Here is a 14,910-nt window from a genome sequence, read left to right on the forward strand (position 1 = left end):
CGTTCAAGCCTTCGCGGTGGCGTGCGAGAACACCACCTCGATCAGCGTGCCCGAGCGCGTGCCGGTCTTGATCTGGAACCGGGCGCGGTTGGCTTCGACCAGCGCCTTAGTCAGCGACAGGCTGACGCCGGAGCCGTCGGAGGCCTGATCGGATGGTGCCGGGGTACGGAACGGCTCCAGGGCGGCGGCGACTTCGTTGTCGTTGAGGCCGTGGCCGGTATCGCGGACCCGCAGCATCACCTCGCCGAAATCAGACAACGCCGTGGAGACGATGACCTGGCCGCCGGCATTGGCGAGATGAATCGAATTGCCGATCAGGTTGAGCGTGATCTGGCGCAGCGCGCGCGCATCGGCGACAACAGGCGGCAGCGTGTGTGCCAGCGAGGTGCGGATGATGATGCGTTCGCGGTTGGCCTGCGGCTGCATCACGGCGACGCAACTCTCGACCAGTTCGTTGAGATTCTGGTTGGTGAACGACAGATCGAGCTTGCCGGTCTCGATCCTCGACAGATCAAGCAGGTCGTTGATGATGGAGATCACCCGCTCGCCGGAAGCGCGGATGTCCTTCATGTATTCGACATAGCGCTCATTGCCGAGCGCGCCGAAACGTTCGCCGATCATCACCTCGGAAAAACCGATGATGGCGTTGAGCGGCGTGCGCACCTCATGGCTGATGCGGGCCAGCACGTCGGCCTTGGCGCTGGCGGCGCGCTCGGCCAGCCGGCGCGCTTCCCGCAACTCATTCTCGCTCTGCTTGGCCTGCGACAGGTCGCGGAACACCGCGAAGAAATTCGGACCGTCGGCCTTTGTCCGTCCCATCGTCATCGACAGCGGAATGAAGCCGCCCTTGCTCTCGCGCCCGAGCGTCTCGCGGCCGTGCTCGAGCAGGCTGGCGACCCCTTCGGATTTGATGCTGGCGAGATAGTCGAACACCTCGTGCTGGCTTTCCGGCGCGAACAGATCCGCCAGATTGCGCCGCGCCAGGTCCTCGCCGTCATAGCCGAACAGCGCTTCGGCGCTGCGGTTGACTGAGCTGATGTTGCCCTCGGCGTCGAACATCACGATGCCTTCGGCCGTGGTGTCGAGGATGGCGCCGAGTTCTTCGGCATCGGCGTGGCCCGCCGGCAAAGGTTCGGGGGCCAGTGGTTCAACTGCCGGTTCGGCAACCGGCACAGCTTCCGCGATCGCAGCGGCGACGGCGGCGCCTTCGTTGCGCGCGCCCGAGAAGATCAAAGCGAGCGCGGAATCGCCGTCCCATGAAATCGTGTAGAGGCGCGCGTCGGTTGCCGCCGGTGGCGTCGATGCGCGCCCTTCCGGGTCTTCTTCCGCAGGTTGCGGCTGGCTCGCGGAGATCATCACCGGCGTGCCGGTGTCCGACGTCGAGGGCGCGTTGGAGACGCCGGGCTCGACATAGAGCGCGTCGAGGCCGCCGGCATCTTCCAGCGCATGCAGGCTCGGATAGCCGATCTGCGTGAGGAAGGCGGGATTGGCGTAGAGCAGCCGGTCGAGCCGGTAGATCAGAATGCCGACCGGCAGCAAGTCGAGCAGCGCCTTGTCGCGCCTGCTTTCGCCGCGCGCCGGCGGCTCGGAGGGGGCCAGCCATTCCGGCTGCACCGGGGCATCGCTCGCGGCTTCCTGTGAAGCTGCCGCCAAAGCGTCCGTCGATGCGGCATTCTCGACCACGGTTTCATCGAGGCCGGTGACGGCCTGTGTCGTCTCATTGCCGTTCTCGTTCTCGAGCCGCGCCGACAATTGCCGCGCGAGTTCGTTGAAGGCGCTGTTTTCGACCGGCGTCAGCGATGGCGGCTTGGCGTCGCCGGGGGGGCGGAACGGCAGAACGTTCTTCGGCGTTTCCGCCTGCATTTCTGCCAGAGTATCCTTTGGGGTATCCACGGCGGCATCCAGATCGGTTGGGTGTGAAATCTCGGAAGCAATCGGCTCGGGCAATTCCGTAACGGGAGGCGACGCGACGCCGGTCTCGATGACAAATTCCGCGGGCGGGTCATCTGCCGCGGTCGGCTGCGCGGTCACGTTCTCGCTGAGGCTTTCGCCAAAATTTTCTTGCGGCAACGCTTCTTGAGGCGCGTCCTCCGCGGACGGGTTCTGCGCGGGCAGCTCCGGGCCGACCGAATCCGACGCCGGGCCCGCCTGGACGATATCAGCCGAGCGCGGTTCCGGCGCGACCGGCGCGGGTGCTCCACCGAAGAATTCGTAGCGGCGCAAGGCGGCCAGCCGTGCCAGGCCGTCGAGATCGCGGCAAACGCCGAAGCCGCGAAAGCCGGCAAAATGCCGTGCGCGATCGAAGATCGGCAGGCCCGACAATTCGACCGGCAGCCGCGCGCCGCCATCGACCGGCCAGTTCAGCGTGATGCCGCTCCAGGTCTGGCGCGTGGCAAACGCCTTCATCACGCGGCCTTCGGGATCGAGCCCGAAGGCTTGCGCGATCTCGCTCCACAACCGGCCGAAGCCGGCGGTGGTGTGCGGGCCGATCAACCGGGTGAATTCATCGGCGCCGAGCGTGAAGCGGCCTTCCTGATCCATCTGCCACATGAAGCGCAACGGAAGCCGCCGCGCATGCGGTGACGGCTCTTCGAACCAGGACGGCGCCTTGACGGGTGCGGCGGCGGTCGGCGCTATCTGGTTTTCGGCTGATGATTCAGGCGCGGCGCCGGCGGCGAAGGAGGGCGTGGCTTCGTCGGCGATCGCTTCGACGTCAGGCGATGGTTCAGGCGGCATCGCGGCGGATGGTTCGCTGATGGACGGCGCCGCGGCGACCGGCTCGGTTTCGGTGTCTTCATCCGGCGCCTCTGCGAGCGTGTCGAACAGCGCCAAGGCAGTCGGCGCTTCGCCCATGGGGGCGGGGGCGGGCTGCGGCGGTTCGGGTGCAGGATCGTTCGCGACAATTCCCGCCACCGGCGGATCGAGTGGTTCAGGCAATTCTTGTTGCGGCTGCTCTTCTTGCGGCTGCATCGGTGCGACGGGCTCTGGCGCTGCGGCGTGCACGGCGTCCGGCACGATCAGCGCGACGAGGCCGATGTCGGCGCCAGCGCCAACCCGTTGCAGCACGATGCGGCCGATGTCGATCGCGGTGGCGACGGCGCCCTGCTTCAGCGCGTCCTGGCGCGCATCGTCGAGGCCGGCCTCGACCAGATTTTGAAAGCCGAGCAGGGGACGCGCCGCATCGCTGGTGCCGATCAGGATGCCGTCACGGGTAAACGCCGCAACCGGCATCGCGAGACCCTCGACCAGCCGCTGCAGCCGTTCCGTCAGCGGCATGGCGCGGCCTGAGATGTTGCCGGCGGCAACCAAAATACCGTGGCTGCCATCCTGCAGATCGAGCCGCGAACAGCCGCAGGTCGCGAGCATGCCGGGCGTCGCGCCAAAACCTTGCAGCCGCTCCAGCCGGACCGCGCCGCCCGCAAGCAGGCGGCCGGCGAGCCGCGCGATCTGCCGCCGATGCGGATCGGCCGGTCCGAAAATTTTCCCCGCCAGCGCCGTGCTGTTGGCCGTGCCGAACAAGCGTGCGCCGACCGGATTGGCCCACAGAACCCGCGTGCCGTCGCTCGACCACAGCCAGGCGGCCAGCGCGCTCGTCGCGTGCACCGCCAGCCGCGGATCGCCGAGCGCTAGCATCTGGAGTTCGGCATTATTCATCAGCGGGACATGACCGTGGATATGAGCCTTCTGCTCGAAGATGATTTTTGCGAATCGGCGGCCAAACGCTGACTGCCCTGCAGGATCGCAAGTGGATCGCCAGTATCGCAAGCGCGGCGCGGCAGGTCCACGGCCGGGCGGACCCAAGCGGCATTCTAAGCCGCGATAACCTTAATCCGGGTGAACCGAACCGGCCTCTGCGGCGTTGAGCTTGTTGCAAAAGACCGCCGGAGGTTGACCATGTGAACCCGAGGCCCTCGGCCCAAGGTGCACGATTCGGAACCGCCCACGGCACCATACCGGTGAGGTCTTTTAGCGATACCTGGACGCCTGCCAAGCAGCCCCCCAACACCACAGGAGTGGGACCATGAGCGACGATGGCCGTTTCGAGATTCCAAAGGAAATGCGATCCATGGCGGAGGCGAGCTTCGAGCAGGCCCGCCAGACCTTCGAGAAATTCCTGTCCTCCGCGCACCAGGCCGCGGGCTCGCTCGAGCATCGCGGCGACGCCGCGCGCACCAACGCCAGGGAAATCGGCAGCAAGGCGGTCGCCTTCGCCGAAAAGAACGTGCAGACCTCGCTGGACTACGCGCAAGCGCTGCTGAAGGCCAAGGATCTGACCGAGGTGATGCGGCTGCACAGCGAGTATGTGCAGGGCCAGATGCGTGCGCTGGCGGAGCAAGCCAGCGAGATCGGGCAGATTGTCAGCCGCGCCGCGATGGATGCGGCGAAGTCCAAGAGCTGAGGAGACGCCTGATGGGCATTTGCTTCAAACGCTCCACTTCTCTACGTCAGGGCTTATTTGCTAAGAATACATCCAGTACGGGCAATGTATGCCGCAGTGCACATTGTTTTGCTTTGCGTTGCACAAAATTGACATGATAAGGGTGTTTATTGGGCATGCCCGACGATGGGCACTCCCCAAGACCGGAGTTCGATCCGGAAATATGTACCGGTATTCCGAGAAGATCGTGCTCAGACAAGCAGAGACCGTGTGATCCAGTACGGCGCTACCGGCGTTCACCGGTGGCGTTCGCAAGGGGTCACCACGATTCACCCCGTTGCGAAGGAAGCATGCGAATGACCAGTTCGACCGATCCGTTCTCCGCCTCAATCATTCCGTTCGAAGTCCCCGAGCAGGTGCGTGCGTTCGCCGAAAAGGGCGTTTCGCAGGCGCGCGACAACTACGCCAAGTTCAAGGATGTGGCCGAGAGCCATAACGGCACCATGGAAGCCGTGTTCACCTCGGCCAGCAAGGGTGCCAGCGCCTACTCGGCCAAGCTGTTCGAGTTCTTCAAGGCCAACTCCACGTCCTCACTCGACTTCGCGCAGGACCTGCTCAGCGTGAAGACGCCGGCAGCTGCCATGGAGCTGTGGACCTCGCACGCCAAGAAGCAGTTCGAGACGTTTTCGGCCCAGGCCAAGGAACTCGCCGAACTCGGCCAGAAGGTTGCGACCGAAACCGTCGAACCGATCAAGGCGTCGGCCGCGAAGTACCAGCAGCCGGCCGCCTGAGCCCGCATTAAGGTTCGAAGAAGCCCGGGCAGGTCAGCCCGGGCTTTTTTGTTGCCCCTCTTCTGTCCTTGGGCCGGCCTTTCGCAGGGGTGGGCCATCGATGCCCCGAAGCAAATGAACTTTGTCCGCCCCCGAAACGACTGATAATCGGGTGGCTGGTGGCCTTGCCAAAGCGTGGCGTTGCACCTAGTTTCCCGCCCATTCGCCACCCCCTTTTTCGTGGGGGCTCGCGCAGGATGCAGTTGTAGCTCAGTCTGGTTAGAGCGCCTGTCTGTGGAACAGGAGGTCGGTGGTTCGAGCCCACCCAACTGTACCAACCCCAACGCGGATATTCCCCGAGACCACCCGATTCGTTGCGCTGGCCGCAGCGCGTGTCCGGCCAATGATGCCTGACCGGATCAGAGCGTCACGCCCTTCACCTGATGGCCGATCCAGCCGTACAGCCGCGATGCGGTCGCGGCCGCCAACACCGTCGCCAGCAGCTCTAGCGGACTGTCGAACGTTATTCTGTCTGCGCTCCACCAGCTGGGCAGATCGTCGAGGTCGCTGATCGAGCCGATCGCCAGGAGCCCGGCCAATACCGGCAGCAGCACAATAAAAAAGCTTTTCAGGATCAACCAGCTTCGAGCCTTCGTATCAGCCATCACATTGCGCAGCGAGGCACCGGGCGCGTCAACCGCGATCGCCGGAAACAGAATAGCCAGCCGCACCAGGACGACGACGACGATCGCGGTTGCGATCCGGCCGGTGAAATCAGCGCTGGTCGTCGAACTTGTGCTGTGGCGTGTTGTCCACCCCTGCTTGCCAATCCCGGGCGGTTCACCCACAATTCGCGGAATCATTGCCTCGGGGGGATTCATGGCGACTTTTCGGATCAGCAATTTCGGGTTTGGTTTGGTGTTGGCGACGGCGCTCGCATTTTCATCGCTGCCGGCTTCGGGTCAGAGCTACACGCCTGAACAGGAACAGGCCTGCACCAGCGACGCTTTCCGGCTTTGCAGCTCCGAAATTCCCAATGTCGATCGCGTCACCGCCTGCATGGTCGCCAAGAAGTCTCAGCTTTCGCCGCCCTGCCGGGCGCAATTCAGATCCGGTCCCGAACCGAGCCGGGCCGCTGCAGCGCCCGCCGGCAGGCCAATGGCGATCAAGCCGGCCCCGCGGAAATCCGCGGCCAAGGCGCGTAAGCCCAAGAAACCGGCAAAACCAGCCCGGACCTGAGCGCGGCATGCCATTTCAAGCCCCTTTCGCGCGACAGACTGACGCCTTGTCACTCCAGCTGCGAGTCAACATCTCTTCAGCACGAGGAGAGATTAATTGAGCAAAGAATCGCAAATGGAGCTCGACCGGCATTTCGCCTGGTTCGAAGCCAAGCTGCCGGCCGGCCCGGCCAGATTCGTCGGCTGGCTGCGCAAGCCGTCGTCGCGCTACGTCAGGATTCCGATCGCTATTCTGCTGATCCTCGGCGGCATTTTCAGCATCTTGCCGGTGCTCGGACTCTGGATGCTGCCGCTCGGACTCCTTTTGTTCGCGCAGGACGTCCCGTTTCTGCAGCCGCCGATGGCGAAGCTGCTCGGATGGATCGAGCGCAAGTGGATCGAACGTCAGCGCACAAAAAGCATGCACTGAATCGATCAAGCCACTCTGGCGATTCCGTTTTTGCGATTCCATCACGGATTGCGCGGTCGCAAGCAGTGTGACTCAAAAAGCAGCTTTATTGGCTAATCAGTGGCTTCTTCGCGATAAGCAGCAAATTTTTCTTTCACGAATCAGTGCGCTGATTCATTTTCGGCTTCTGGGGTCAATCTGGAGGCCAAGGTATGAACGTCATAGTTTTTGCTTCGCGTAAGGGGGGCTCGGGAAAAAGTACCCTGGCTGCCCACATTGCTGCGCACGTCCATAAGTCGACGAAGCCCTGTTTAATGGTTGATGCTGATCCGCAGGGATCGCTTACTCTCTGGCACAAATTGCGTGGAACGAACGAGCCGCCGATCAAGGCTGCGGTGAATTCGGTAAGCGGAATTATCGCCGCCGCCAAGCGCGACGGTATCGAATGGGTGTTCATCGACACGCCGCCGAATTTGTCGGCCGTCGTCGACGACGCCATCAAGAACGCCACGATGGTGATCATTCCGGCGCGGCCCGGCGTGTTTGACGTCAATGCCGTGCAGGAAACCATTCAGACCTGCCGTGCGGCGCGCAAGCCCTACGCGGTCGTCATCAACGGTGCCCCGGCGAGCCGGGACGGCGTTGAAAGCCGCATCGTAACCATCGCACGTGAAGCATTGATCAAATTCCGTGCGCCGGTGTGGAGCGGTCAGATCACCAACCGTGCGGATCTGTTGCTGGCGCTTGGCAACGGCGAAGGCGCCCGCGAGTATTATGCGGAAGGCCGGGCCGCTGCGGAAATCAGCCGGCTGTGGGCTGCGATCGAACGTTCGATCAAGGCCATCCGCGGCAACGCGTCGGCTTCCGGCGCCATGCACAAGCAAGCGGCGTAACAACGCCGCTTACGGACTTAAAAAGACGCGCGGGACTCCGCGCGTTTTTCTTTGTCCGATTGGATTTGGATGGTGTCATTCCGGGATGGTGCGCTAGCACCAGACCTCAGGTGCGCAATTGCGCACCGGGGAATCTCGAGATTCCGGGTTCGATGCTGCGCATCGCCCCGGAATGACAGACGAAGCAATACCGGCTTACGCCACCATCAGCATGTAGAACACGACGACCGGCGACATGGTCAGGATCACCGACCAGATGCCGACCGCCCAAAGAACGTCCTCAGTCGTAAAGCCCTGTTGATCAGGGAGAGTATTGTTTTCGATTTCCACGACGCGCCCCCGCGTTTTTTCCGTTGTGACGAGCTTGATACGCGACCGCTTTTAAAATCCCGGTCGCAATTTCGCTCGCATTTGACCGCAGGTGCTACCGCCGATTAACCACGGCAGCTCCCGCGTTTTCGTTCAAGCCATCAGCAGGCGCCAGGTCACGACCGGCGCGAAGCCGATCAGCGTCGCCCACAAGGCAAAGGACGAAACCAGCAGAACGTCCTGCATTCGCTGGACGCGTTCGCTGGTCGGAAATTTCCAATTGTCGCTGGTGTGGTCGATCATTTGATGTCCCCCGTTTTCTCAATGAGGACATCAATACATCAGGGATTTTAAAGTTGACGGCGAGGCTTTGGACGATTTTGAAGCGCCGCTCTCACCAACCGTTAACCAGCGTTCCGGAACGCCGCCGCGTCTGCAAAGGTCACGCGGCGATCGGCTCAGGCGACCGCGGGCGAATGCGGTTAACATTGCGCCAACGCGATCAGGCAATTTTGCCGGCCGGCGTCCACGCCATTGGAAGATATTCCGGGCACCTTATCCGCCTCCGCATCATCCGAGCCGGTGCGGAGCGACAGAAAAGCCGTCGCCGCGGTCTTCCGCGTGCGGCGGCTTTTTTGTGCGCAACGCTCCCCGCAAGCCGAAGGGATCCGGCTGCGACGCTCCTCTACGCCCGCCGCAGCAGGGCCGGCGTGCGCCGTTCCCGCTCCGCGTCGAGCCGCGCCGCGAGCTCCGTGCTGACTTCCACCATCGGCAGCCGGACCTCGGCACTGTCGATCAGCCCGCTCTGCGCCAGCCAGTATTTTGCAGGCGCCGGACTGGGTTCGGCGAACAACAGCCGCGTCAGTTCGGAAATATTGTCCCAGCACGCCTGGGCGCCCAGGTGGTCGCCCTGCTGCATCAGCGTCCGTACCGAGGCGAACGCTTCGGTCTCCAGATGCGCTGACAACAGGATGGCGCCGTCGGCGCCGTCGACCAGCGCCTCGTGATAGTGCGCGTCCTCGCCGGTCAGCACGCGAAAACCTTTCGGCCGCTGCGCGAGGAACTCGATCGACTGGGCGCGGTCGGCAGAGCAATCCTTGATGCCGACGATGTTGCGATGTGCGGCGAGCTGCAGCAGGGTCTCGTTGATGAGATTGACCGCGGTCCGGTAGGGGATGTTGTAGAGCACGATCGGCCATGAGGCGTGATCGGCGAGCACCGTGAAATGCCGCAGCAGGCCGCGCTGCGACGGCCGCGTGTAATAGGGGCTGGCGATCAAATAGAAGTCGATCGGCCAGGCGGCGGTCTCGTCCAGCGTATCCAGCATCTTGCGCGTGCTGGCGCCGGACAGGCCGAGACAGATCGGGATATAGCGGCGGCTGGCCGAGATCTCGGCCCGGGTCACCGACACCAGCTGCTCGAGCTCGCCCTGGTCGAGCGTCATGCCCTCGCCCGAGGTGGCGGCGAGGATCAAGCCGTCGATCGGGCTGTTGGCGTAATGCCTGATCATGCGGCGCAGCGACGGCTCATCGAGTTCGCCATTGCGAAACGGCGTAACGAGGGGCAGCCAGAGGCCCTGTAATCGGTTTTGCGGATCGGTAGACATGGTTCCATCTCCTTGAAGGCTTTTGCCGGAGACGGGACACATAAAAAAACCCCGTCCAGACGGCGGGGTTTCGGGATCGGCTTGGCGGTTGATCTATCGCGCGCGTCGATCTCGGGTCCCCGGGTGGGAACCTTTTTTCGACGACAGAGCGGCGCACGAATTCGTGATCATGTGTTGATGATGATGGCGCAACGGCGCGCTGTCAATCCGCGCACGCTCGATGACGTTTGTTTTACGGGAGAAGAAAAGATCCGGAGACGAAGAAGGTCCAGCAGAAATCATCTGCTGACGAAGCGATCCGGAGAAGAAAAAAAGCCGGGCCCAAAAGAGCCCGGCTTAAGGTATTGGCCACGTGAGGCCGACACAATCACCTTCCAAGAGGGATTACTGAGCGCCCGCGCCACTGGAGGAGGGGGACATATGCGCGACACGATCGCTCAGCGTGTAAACACTATGATCCCCATCGGCGGCTTGCGTAAACCGGTTAAGCCGCATGTCTGACATGCGGAGACCGGGGGCTTTATAAGAGCCGCTAATCCGGAACGCGGGAAACGTCAGCGGCTGCGAAAGCGTTTTCGAGCGAAGTGTGTGCCGCGCGTGATGCGGGATCGATACCGGCTCGCGTCAAGAAGACGCGTCGAAACAAGAATCTAGAGCTTCGGTTCTGATTCAATAGCTCTAGATTCTTGCAGAACCGAAATTCCAGTCAGACCGAAATGCTAGGAGGGCCAGCGCTGCGCCTTGCTCACCACGAAATCGCGGAACACCTGCACCCGCGCCACCGTCTTCAACTCTTCGGGATAGACGAAGTAGGTGTCGATCTGGATCGAGTCGGTCTCGCCGAACAGCTGCACCAGACGGTTGTTCTCCTCGACCAGATAGTCGGGCAGGGCGGCGATGCCGAGCCCCTGCTGACAGGCCCTGACAAGACCAAGGATGTTGTTGACCTTGAAGTAAGCCTCGCGCGGACCCGAGCCGTTGCGGCCGGCGTCGATCAGCCAGCTGCGGTTCTGCAGATGCGGCGGCACCTGCGCATCGCCGAGCATGATGATGCGATGCGAGTCGAGGTCGTCGAGGGTGCGCGGCGTGCCGAAGCGCTTGATGTATTCCGGCGAGCAATAGGCGTGGAATCCGATCGAGAACAGCTTGCGCTGGATCAGGTCCGGCTGGGTCGGCTTGCGGGTCCGGATCGCGACGTCGGCCTCGCGCATCGACAGATCGAGATCCTCGTCGGTCACGATCAGCGAGATGCGGATATCCGGATAGAGGCTGGTGAACTCGTCGAGCCGCGGAATCAGCCAGTTGATGCCGAGCGCCGGCGGCGTGGTGATCTTGAGATCGCCTGACGGCCGCTCGCGGCTGTCGGTGAGCTTGGCGCGCGCCGCCTGCAGCTGCATGAACACGTCATGCGCGGTGCGGAACAACAGGTCGCCCTGCTCGGTGAGGATCAGGCCTCGCGCATGGCGATGGAACAGCGATACCGCAAGCTCCTGCTCCAGCGCCGAGACTTGCCGCGATACCGCCGATTGCGAAAGCCCGAGTTGCTCGCCGGCATGGGTGAAGCTGCCCGCTTCCGCCGCCGCGTGAAACACCTTCAGCTTGTCCCAATCCATGTCCGTGAATCCGTCCCGTGTTCGACGCGTAATCATTCTGCTGCCGCCCGATCACTCGCACGCAGGGCGAGAAAGCGCTCGGCCTCGAGGGCCGCCATACAGCCAAGGCCCGCGGCCGTGACCGCCTGCCGCCAGATTTCGTCCGCGACGTCGCCGGCGGCGAACAGGCCGGGCACCGAGGTCGCCGTCGAGTTCGGCGCCACCTCGACATAGCCGGAGGGTTTCAGTTTGACCTGGCCGGCGACGAGTTCGGTTGCCGGCGCGTGGCCGATGGCGATGAAGACGCCGTCAGCGGGCACCTCCGTCAGCGCGCCGCTCTTGACGTTCTTCAGGCGCACATGGGTGACCTTGCCCGGATTTTCGGTGCCGCAGATTTCGTCGATCGCACTGTCCCAGATCACCTTGATCTTCGGGTTCTTGAACAGGCGGTCCTGCAGGATGCGCTCGGCGCGGAAATGGTCACGGCGATGCACGATGGTGACTTGCGAGGCGAAGTTGGTGAGGAACAGCGCTTCCTCGACCGCGGTGTTGCCGCCGCCGACCACCATGACCTCCTTGCCGCGATAGAAGAAGCCGTCGCAGGTCGCGCAGGCCGAAACGCCAAAGCCCTTGAACTTCTCTTCCGACGGCATGCCGAGCCAGCGCGCCTGCGCGCCGGTGGCAAGGATCACGGTTTCGGCGAGATAGACCTCGCCGCTGTCGCAGGTCAGGCGGAACGGCCGCTGCGTGGTGTCGAGTTTGGTGACCAGATCGGTGACGAGCTTGGTGCCGACATGGGCCGCCTGTTTTTCCATCTGCTCCATCAGCCACGGACCCTGGATGACATCCGCAAAGCCCGGATAGTTCTCCACGTCGGTGGTGATGGTGAGCTGGCCGCCGGGCTGGATGCCCTGGATCAGCACCGGCTCAAGCATCGCCCGCGCGGCGTAGATCGCTGCGGTGTACCCGGCGGGGCCGGAACCGATAATGACGACCTTGGCATGGATAGGCGCGGGCATCGGCGATTCCCTCTCTTTGGAGGATTTTGATGAGGACTTGTGCGGGAAGCGCCGGGAAATGCGTCGCGCGGCGCTAAAAGTGTCAAATCCAAGTCTATGATATCTGGGTAGCCATGCAAGATTTGCAATTCAAATAAGCGAATTTTCCCCGGAACTGCGGTATTTTCTCCCGATTCTCGCAAAATGGCGCAGTGCACGCGCAATAAAATTGCGCAATCTATGGCAGCTGCGCTAAGAGTGTTGCCGGCAAACACCTTCCCAAGCCAAACCAGCCCCAAAGAACCTAGGGAACCCAAAGGAACCGGACCGCGTGTCGAAGAATCTCGACGAGATCGACCTTAGAATTCTTTCCGAAATCCAGGCCGATGGCCGAATCACCAACGTCGAACTGGCCAAACGGGTCGGCATCTCGCCGCCGCCTTGCCTGCGCCGGGTCAGGACGCTGGAGGAAGAAGGCTACATCCAGGGCTACCGCGGCATGCTGGATCCGCGCCGGCTCGGCTTCGACGTCACCGTGTTTGCCTCCGTGCACCTGTCGAGCCAGGCCGAAGCGGACTTGCGCGCCTTCGAGGAATTTGTCCGCGCCGAGCCCCTGGTGCGCGAATGCTGGATGCTGTCGGGAGAGGTGGATTTCATCCTGAAATGCGTGGCGCCCGACATGGCGACGTTCCAGGATTTCGTCACCCATCTGACGTCGGCGCCCCATGTGCGCAATGTCAGGACGTCGCTGGTGCTGCACAATTCCAAATACGAAGCGGCGGTGCCGCTCGATTTGAAGGTGACGGGATAACGCTGCGCGTTATCCCGTCATGACGAGCGAAGCGACTTGTCCGCCGTAGCTCGACGAGCGTGGGCGGAGGCAATCCATTGATCCGTAGACAGAATGAATTGCTTAGTCGCAATCGCACTTGCGCAAACAATGTGCGCTTGTCGCAGGCACGTGGTGAGGCTTAACGCTTCCCGCGCATCGCGTCGGCGCTGATCGGGCCGCCGCCTGCGGTCGCGAGATAGAGACAGGCGAAGCAGAACAGGATCGAGGCCGTACCGCCATTGAGCAGCGGCAGGAACACCGGTTTCGATGGGTCCTTGAACATATGACCGATGAAATAAGCACACGCCATTTGCCCTGAAAGGATGAACGCGACCGGACGAGTGAACAGGCCAATCATCAGAAGCGCACCGCCGATCAACTCAATCGTGCCAGCGACGGTGATTAGCGGCGGGATGTTGGCGAACATCGGCACGACTGGAAACTTGAAAATCTTGGCGATGCCGTACTGCAGAAGCAGCAGGCCTGTGATGAAGCGGAACAGGCTCAGTGCTGGCGCCTGAAATTTGGAAAGAAGCTTATCGATTGCGTCCATGTGGTCCCCCAGGTTGGATCGAGTTCCACTTGGTATCGTGTCGCGGCCTCGAGGAAAAGCGCGCGGCGGCCGGATTCCGATGACGTTTTGGCGAGCAAAAAACGAAATGATGCGGGGCGCTGCGAGTTTGCCGCGTCTGGCGCGGGGTTACTTCCAGGTGACTTCGCTGCGGCACTCTGCCGCTAGCGCGTAGTCCGGTTCAGCGACCTGAGGTGTGCGACCCTCATGGTGGGGAGCGGCGAGGCGGTGCGTCGCGAACTACGAGGCCGTCCAACCCAAGCAGGAAGCCGCATTGGATCACCGTGCGCCGAGGCAGCGGATGGCTTTGGGCTGACAGGCAATGCCGATGTTGGAGCAGGTCGCGGGCTCATCCTTGGCGCCGCGCGTGCAGTTGACGCAGTCGTCGGTCCAGCGGCTGCAACTCGGCGGACCGGATTGCATCGAAAAATTGCCGCGGTCTTTGGGTGCGTTGCGCGACGGAATCGGGAGTTCGGCCGCGGCCGCAATATTGCATCCGGCAAATCACGCTGGTCAGTGCGAAAGCGAGGCACGCAACGAGATGGTGATCTGGCCGCATGCCGTCTTCCTCAAGGCGATGAACGCATGTCCCGGCCCCGGACCGGCGGGCAGTGCCCGCCGGGGCAAACCTGGCTCCAGCCTAGCGCCACTCGACCTTGGTGATCTCGTAGGCCTTGGCGCCGCCCGGCGCCATGACCTCGACGGTCGTGCCCTTCTTCTTGCCGATCAACGCGCGGGCCAGCGGCGAGGTGATGGAGATGCGGCCCTTCTTGGCATCGGCCTCCGGCTCACCGACGATCTGCCACACCGCTTTCTTCTCGGTGTCCTCGTCGACCAGCGTGACGGTGGCGCCGAACATGATGGTGTCGCCGGAGAGCTTTGAAATGTCGATGATGTCGGCGCGCGCGAGCTTGTCTTCGATCTCGGCGATGCGGCCTTCATTATGCGACTGCTCTTCCTTGGCGGCGTGATATTCCGCGTTTTCCGAAAGGTCGCCATGCGAGCGCGCCTCGGCGATGTGCTCGATGATGCGCGGCCGGTCTTCCGACTGGCGCTTCTTCAACTCGACCTCGAGGGCGGCATAGCCACCGGCGGTCATCGGAACCTTTTCCATCATCTCTTCCGTCCTTCGCCCGTGCGAGCCGCCCCTTCAGAAGTTGCGCGCACGAAGCAGTCTTTCGATTTCGATTCGGGACCATTCGGGCCCGAAACGCGAGCCCGCCAGCCTATTAATTTTCGGCCCCGTCAAGGGCCGATACAACTTCCAAACGAGCGGTGGGTTCCAGCCATACGGCTTTGTTGCCAATCGTTTAGCGGGCAATTTGGCCCGGCGAA

General features: G+C 62.7%; 15 protein-coding genes and 1 tRNA gene. 7 read left to right on the forward strand and 9 right to left on the reverse strand.

Annotation, left to right across the window (positions count from 1 at the left end; genetic code table 11):
• Positions 1-3 precede the first annotated feature (3 nt).
• The gene (locus tag ABIE49_RS26805; RefSeq protein ID WP_192736755.1) at positions 4-3,654 is read right to left on the reverse strand and encodes a PAS domain S-box protein; all 3,651 of its coding nucleotides are present in this window, start codon (positions 3,652-3,654) and stop codon (positions 4-6) included.
• A 367-nt stretch (positions 3,655-4,021) separates the two neighbouring features.
• On the opposite strand from ABIE49_RS26805, the gene ABIE49_RS26810 reads away from it, so the two are divergent.
• The 3 genes from ABIE49_RS26810 (at position 4,022) to ABIE49_RS26820 (ending at position 5,485) form a co-directional block, all read left to right on the forward strand.
• Positions 4,022-4,399, forward strand: coding sequence for a phasin family protein (locus ABIE49_RS26810; RefSeq protein ID WP_192736754.1), 378 nt, complete (start codon positions 4,022-4,024; stop codon positions 4,397-4,399).
• A gap of 335 nt (positions 4,400-4,734) precedes the next feature.
• Positions 4,735-5,169: a phasin gene (locus ABIE49_RS26815; protein WP_192736753.1), complete on the forward strand. Its 435-nt coding sequence runs from the start codon at positions 4,735-4,737 to the stop codon at positions 5,167-5,169.
• A gap of 238 nt (positions 5,170-5,407) precedes the next feature.
• Positions 5,408-5,485: transfer RNA gene (locus ABIE49_RS26820), tRNA-His, on the forward strand.
• Between the two features lie 82 nt (positions 5,486-5,567).
• Here ABIE49_RS26820 and ABIE49_RS26825 read toward each other — a convergent pair.
• Positions 5,568-6,029, reverse strand: coding sequence for a hypothetical protein (locus tag ABIE49_RS26825; protein ID WP_192736752.1), 462 nt, complete (start codon positions 6,027-6,029; stop codon positions 5,568-5,570).
• On the opposite strand from ABIE49_RS26825, the gene ABIE49_RS26830 reads away from it, so the two are divergent.
• From ABIE49_RS26830 to ABIE49_RS26840, 3 genes are all read left to right on the forward strand, one after another.
• Entirely contained in the window at positions 6,028-6,387 is a 360-nt protein-coding gene (locus ABIE49_RS26830; protein WP_354066987.1) for a hypothetical protein, read from the forward strand. The genes ABIE49_RS26825 and ABIE49_RS26830 overlap by 2 nt on opposite strands.
• A 114-nt stretch (positions 6,388-6,501) precedes the next feature.
• Positions 6,502-6,795 (forward strand): hypothetical protein, encoded by a 294-nt coding sequence (locus ABIE49_RS26835; RefSeq protein ID WP_502916004.1) that lies wholly within the window; start codon positions 6,502-6,504, stop codon positions 6,793-6,795.
• A gap of 191 nt (positions 6,796-6,986) precedes the next feature.
• Positions 6,987-7,667 carry an AAA family ATPase gene (locus ABIE49_RS26840; protein ID WP_192736750.1) on the forward strand — a complete coding sequence of 227 codons (681 nt, stop codon included), beginning with the start codon at positions 6,987-6,989 and terminating at the stop codon, positions 7,665-7,667.
• 195 nt (positions 7,668-7,862) lie between these two features.
• Here the strand turns inward: ABIE49_RS26840 and ABIE49_RS26845 are convergent, their stop codons facing one another.
• The 5 genes from ABIE49_RS26845 to trxB all read right to left on the reverse strand — a co-directional run bounded on the left by ABIE49_RS26845 (position 7,863) and on the right by trxB (position 12,193).
• A complete protein-coding gene (locus ABIE49_RS26845; RefSeq protein WP_283813432.1) occupies positions 7,863-7,997 on the reverse strand; it encodes a hypothetical protein in 135 nt (44 codons plus the stop codon).
• 132 nt (positions 7,998-8,129) lie between these two features.
• Positions 8,130-8,279 carry a hypothetical protein gene (locus ABIE49_RS26850; protein ID WP_192736749.1) on the reverse strand — a complete coding sequence of 50 codons (150 nt, stop codon included), beginning with the start codon at positions 8,277-8,279 and terminating at the stop codon, positions 8,130-8,132.
• 382 nt (positions 8,280-8,661) lie between these two features.
• Complete coding sequence (gene dapA, locus ABIE49_RS26855) at positions 8,662-9,582, reverse strand: 4-hydroxy-tetrahydrodipicolinate synthase (protein WP_192736748.1); 921 nt, start codon at positions 9,580-9,582, stop codon at positions 8,662-8,664.
• Between the two features lie 719 nt (positions 9,583-10,301).
• The gene (locus tag ABIE49_RS26860) at positions 10,302-11,195 is read right to left on the reverse strand and encodes a LysR family transcriptional regulator (protein ID WP_192736747.1); all 894 of its coding nucleotides are present in this window, start codon (positions 11,193-11,195) and stop codon (positions 10,302-10,304) included.
• Between the two features lie 32 nt (positions 11,196-11,227).
• Positions 11,228-12,193: a thioredoxin-disulfide reductase gene (gene trxB / locus ABIE49_RS26865; protein ID WP_192736746.1), complete on the reverse strand. Its 966-nt coding sequence runs from the start codon at positions 12,191-12,193 to the stop codon at positions 11,228-11,230.
• A 310-nt stretch (positions 12,194-12,503) separates the two neighbouring features.
• Between trxB and ABIE49_RS26870 the strand changes: the two genes are divergently transcribed.
• Positions 12,504-12,983, forward strand: a complete 480-nt coding sequence (locus ABIE49_RS26870; RefSeq protein WP_192736745.1) for an Lrp/AsnC family transcriptional regulator — start codon at positions 12,504-12,506, stop codon at positions 12,981-12,983.
• 160 nt (positions 12,984-13,143) lie between these two features.
• Here ABIE49_RS26870 and ABIE49_RS26875 read toward each other — a convergent pair whose 3' ends face one another.
• Together ABIE49_RS26875 and greA are read right to left on the reverse strand one after the other, a co-directional pair.
• A complete protein-coding gene (locus tag ABIE49_RS26875) occupies positions 13,144-13,557 on the reverse strand; it encodes a DoxX family protein (RefSeq protein WP_192736744.1) in 414 nt (137 codons plus the stop codon).
• Between the two features lie 658 nt (positions 13,558-14,215).
• Positions 14,216-14,689, reverse strand: coding sequence for a transcription elongation factor GreA (greA, locus tag ABIE49_RS26880; RefSeq protein WP_192736743.1), 474 nt, complete (start codon positions 14,687-14,689; stop codon positions 14,216-14,218).
• Positions 14,690-14,910: the final 221 nt, after the last annotated feature.

Origin of the sequence: Bradyrhizobium sp. OAE829, from assembly GCF_040546575.1 — a bacterium.
Taxonomy (GTDB): domain Bacteria; phylum Pseudomonadota; class Alphaproteobacteria; order Rhizobiales; family Xanthobacteraceae; genus Bradyrhizobium.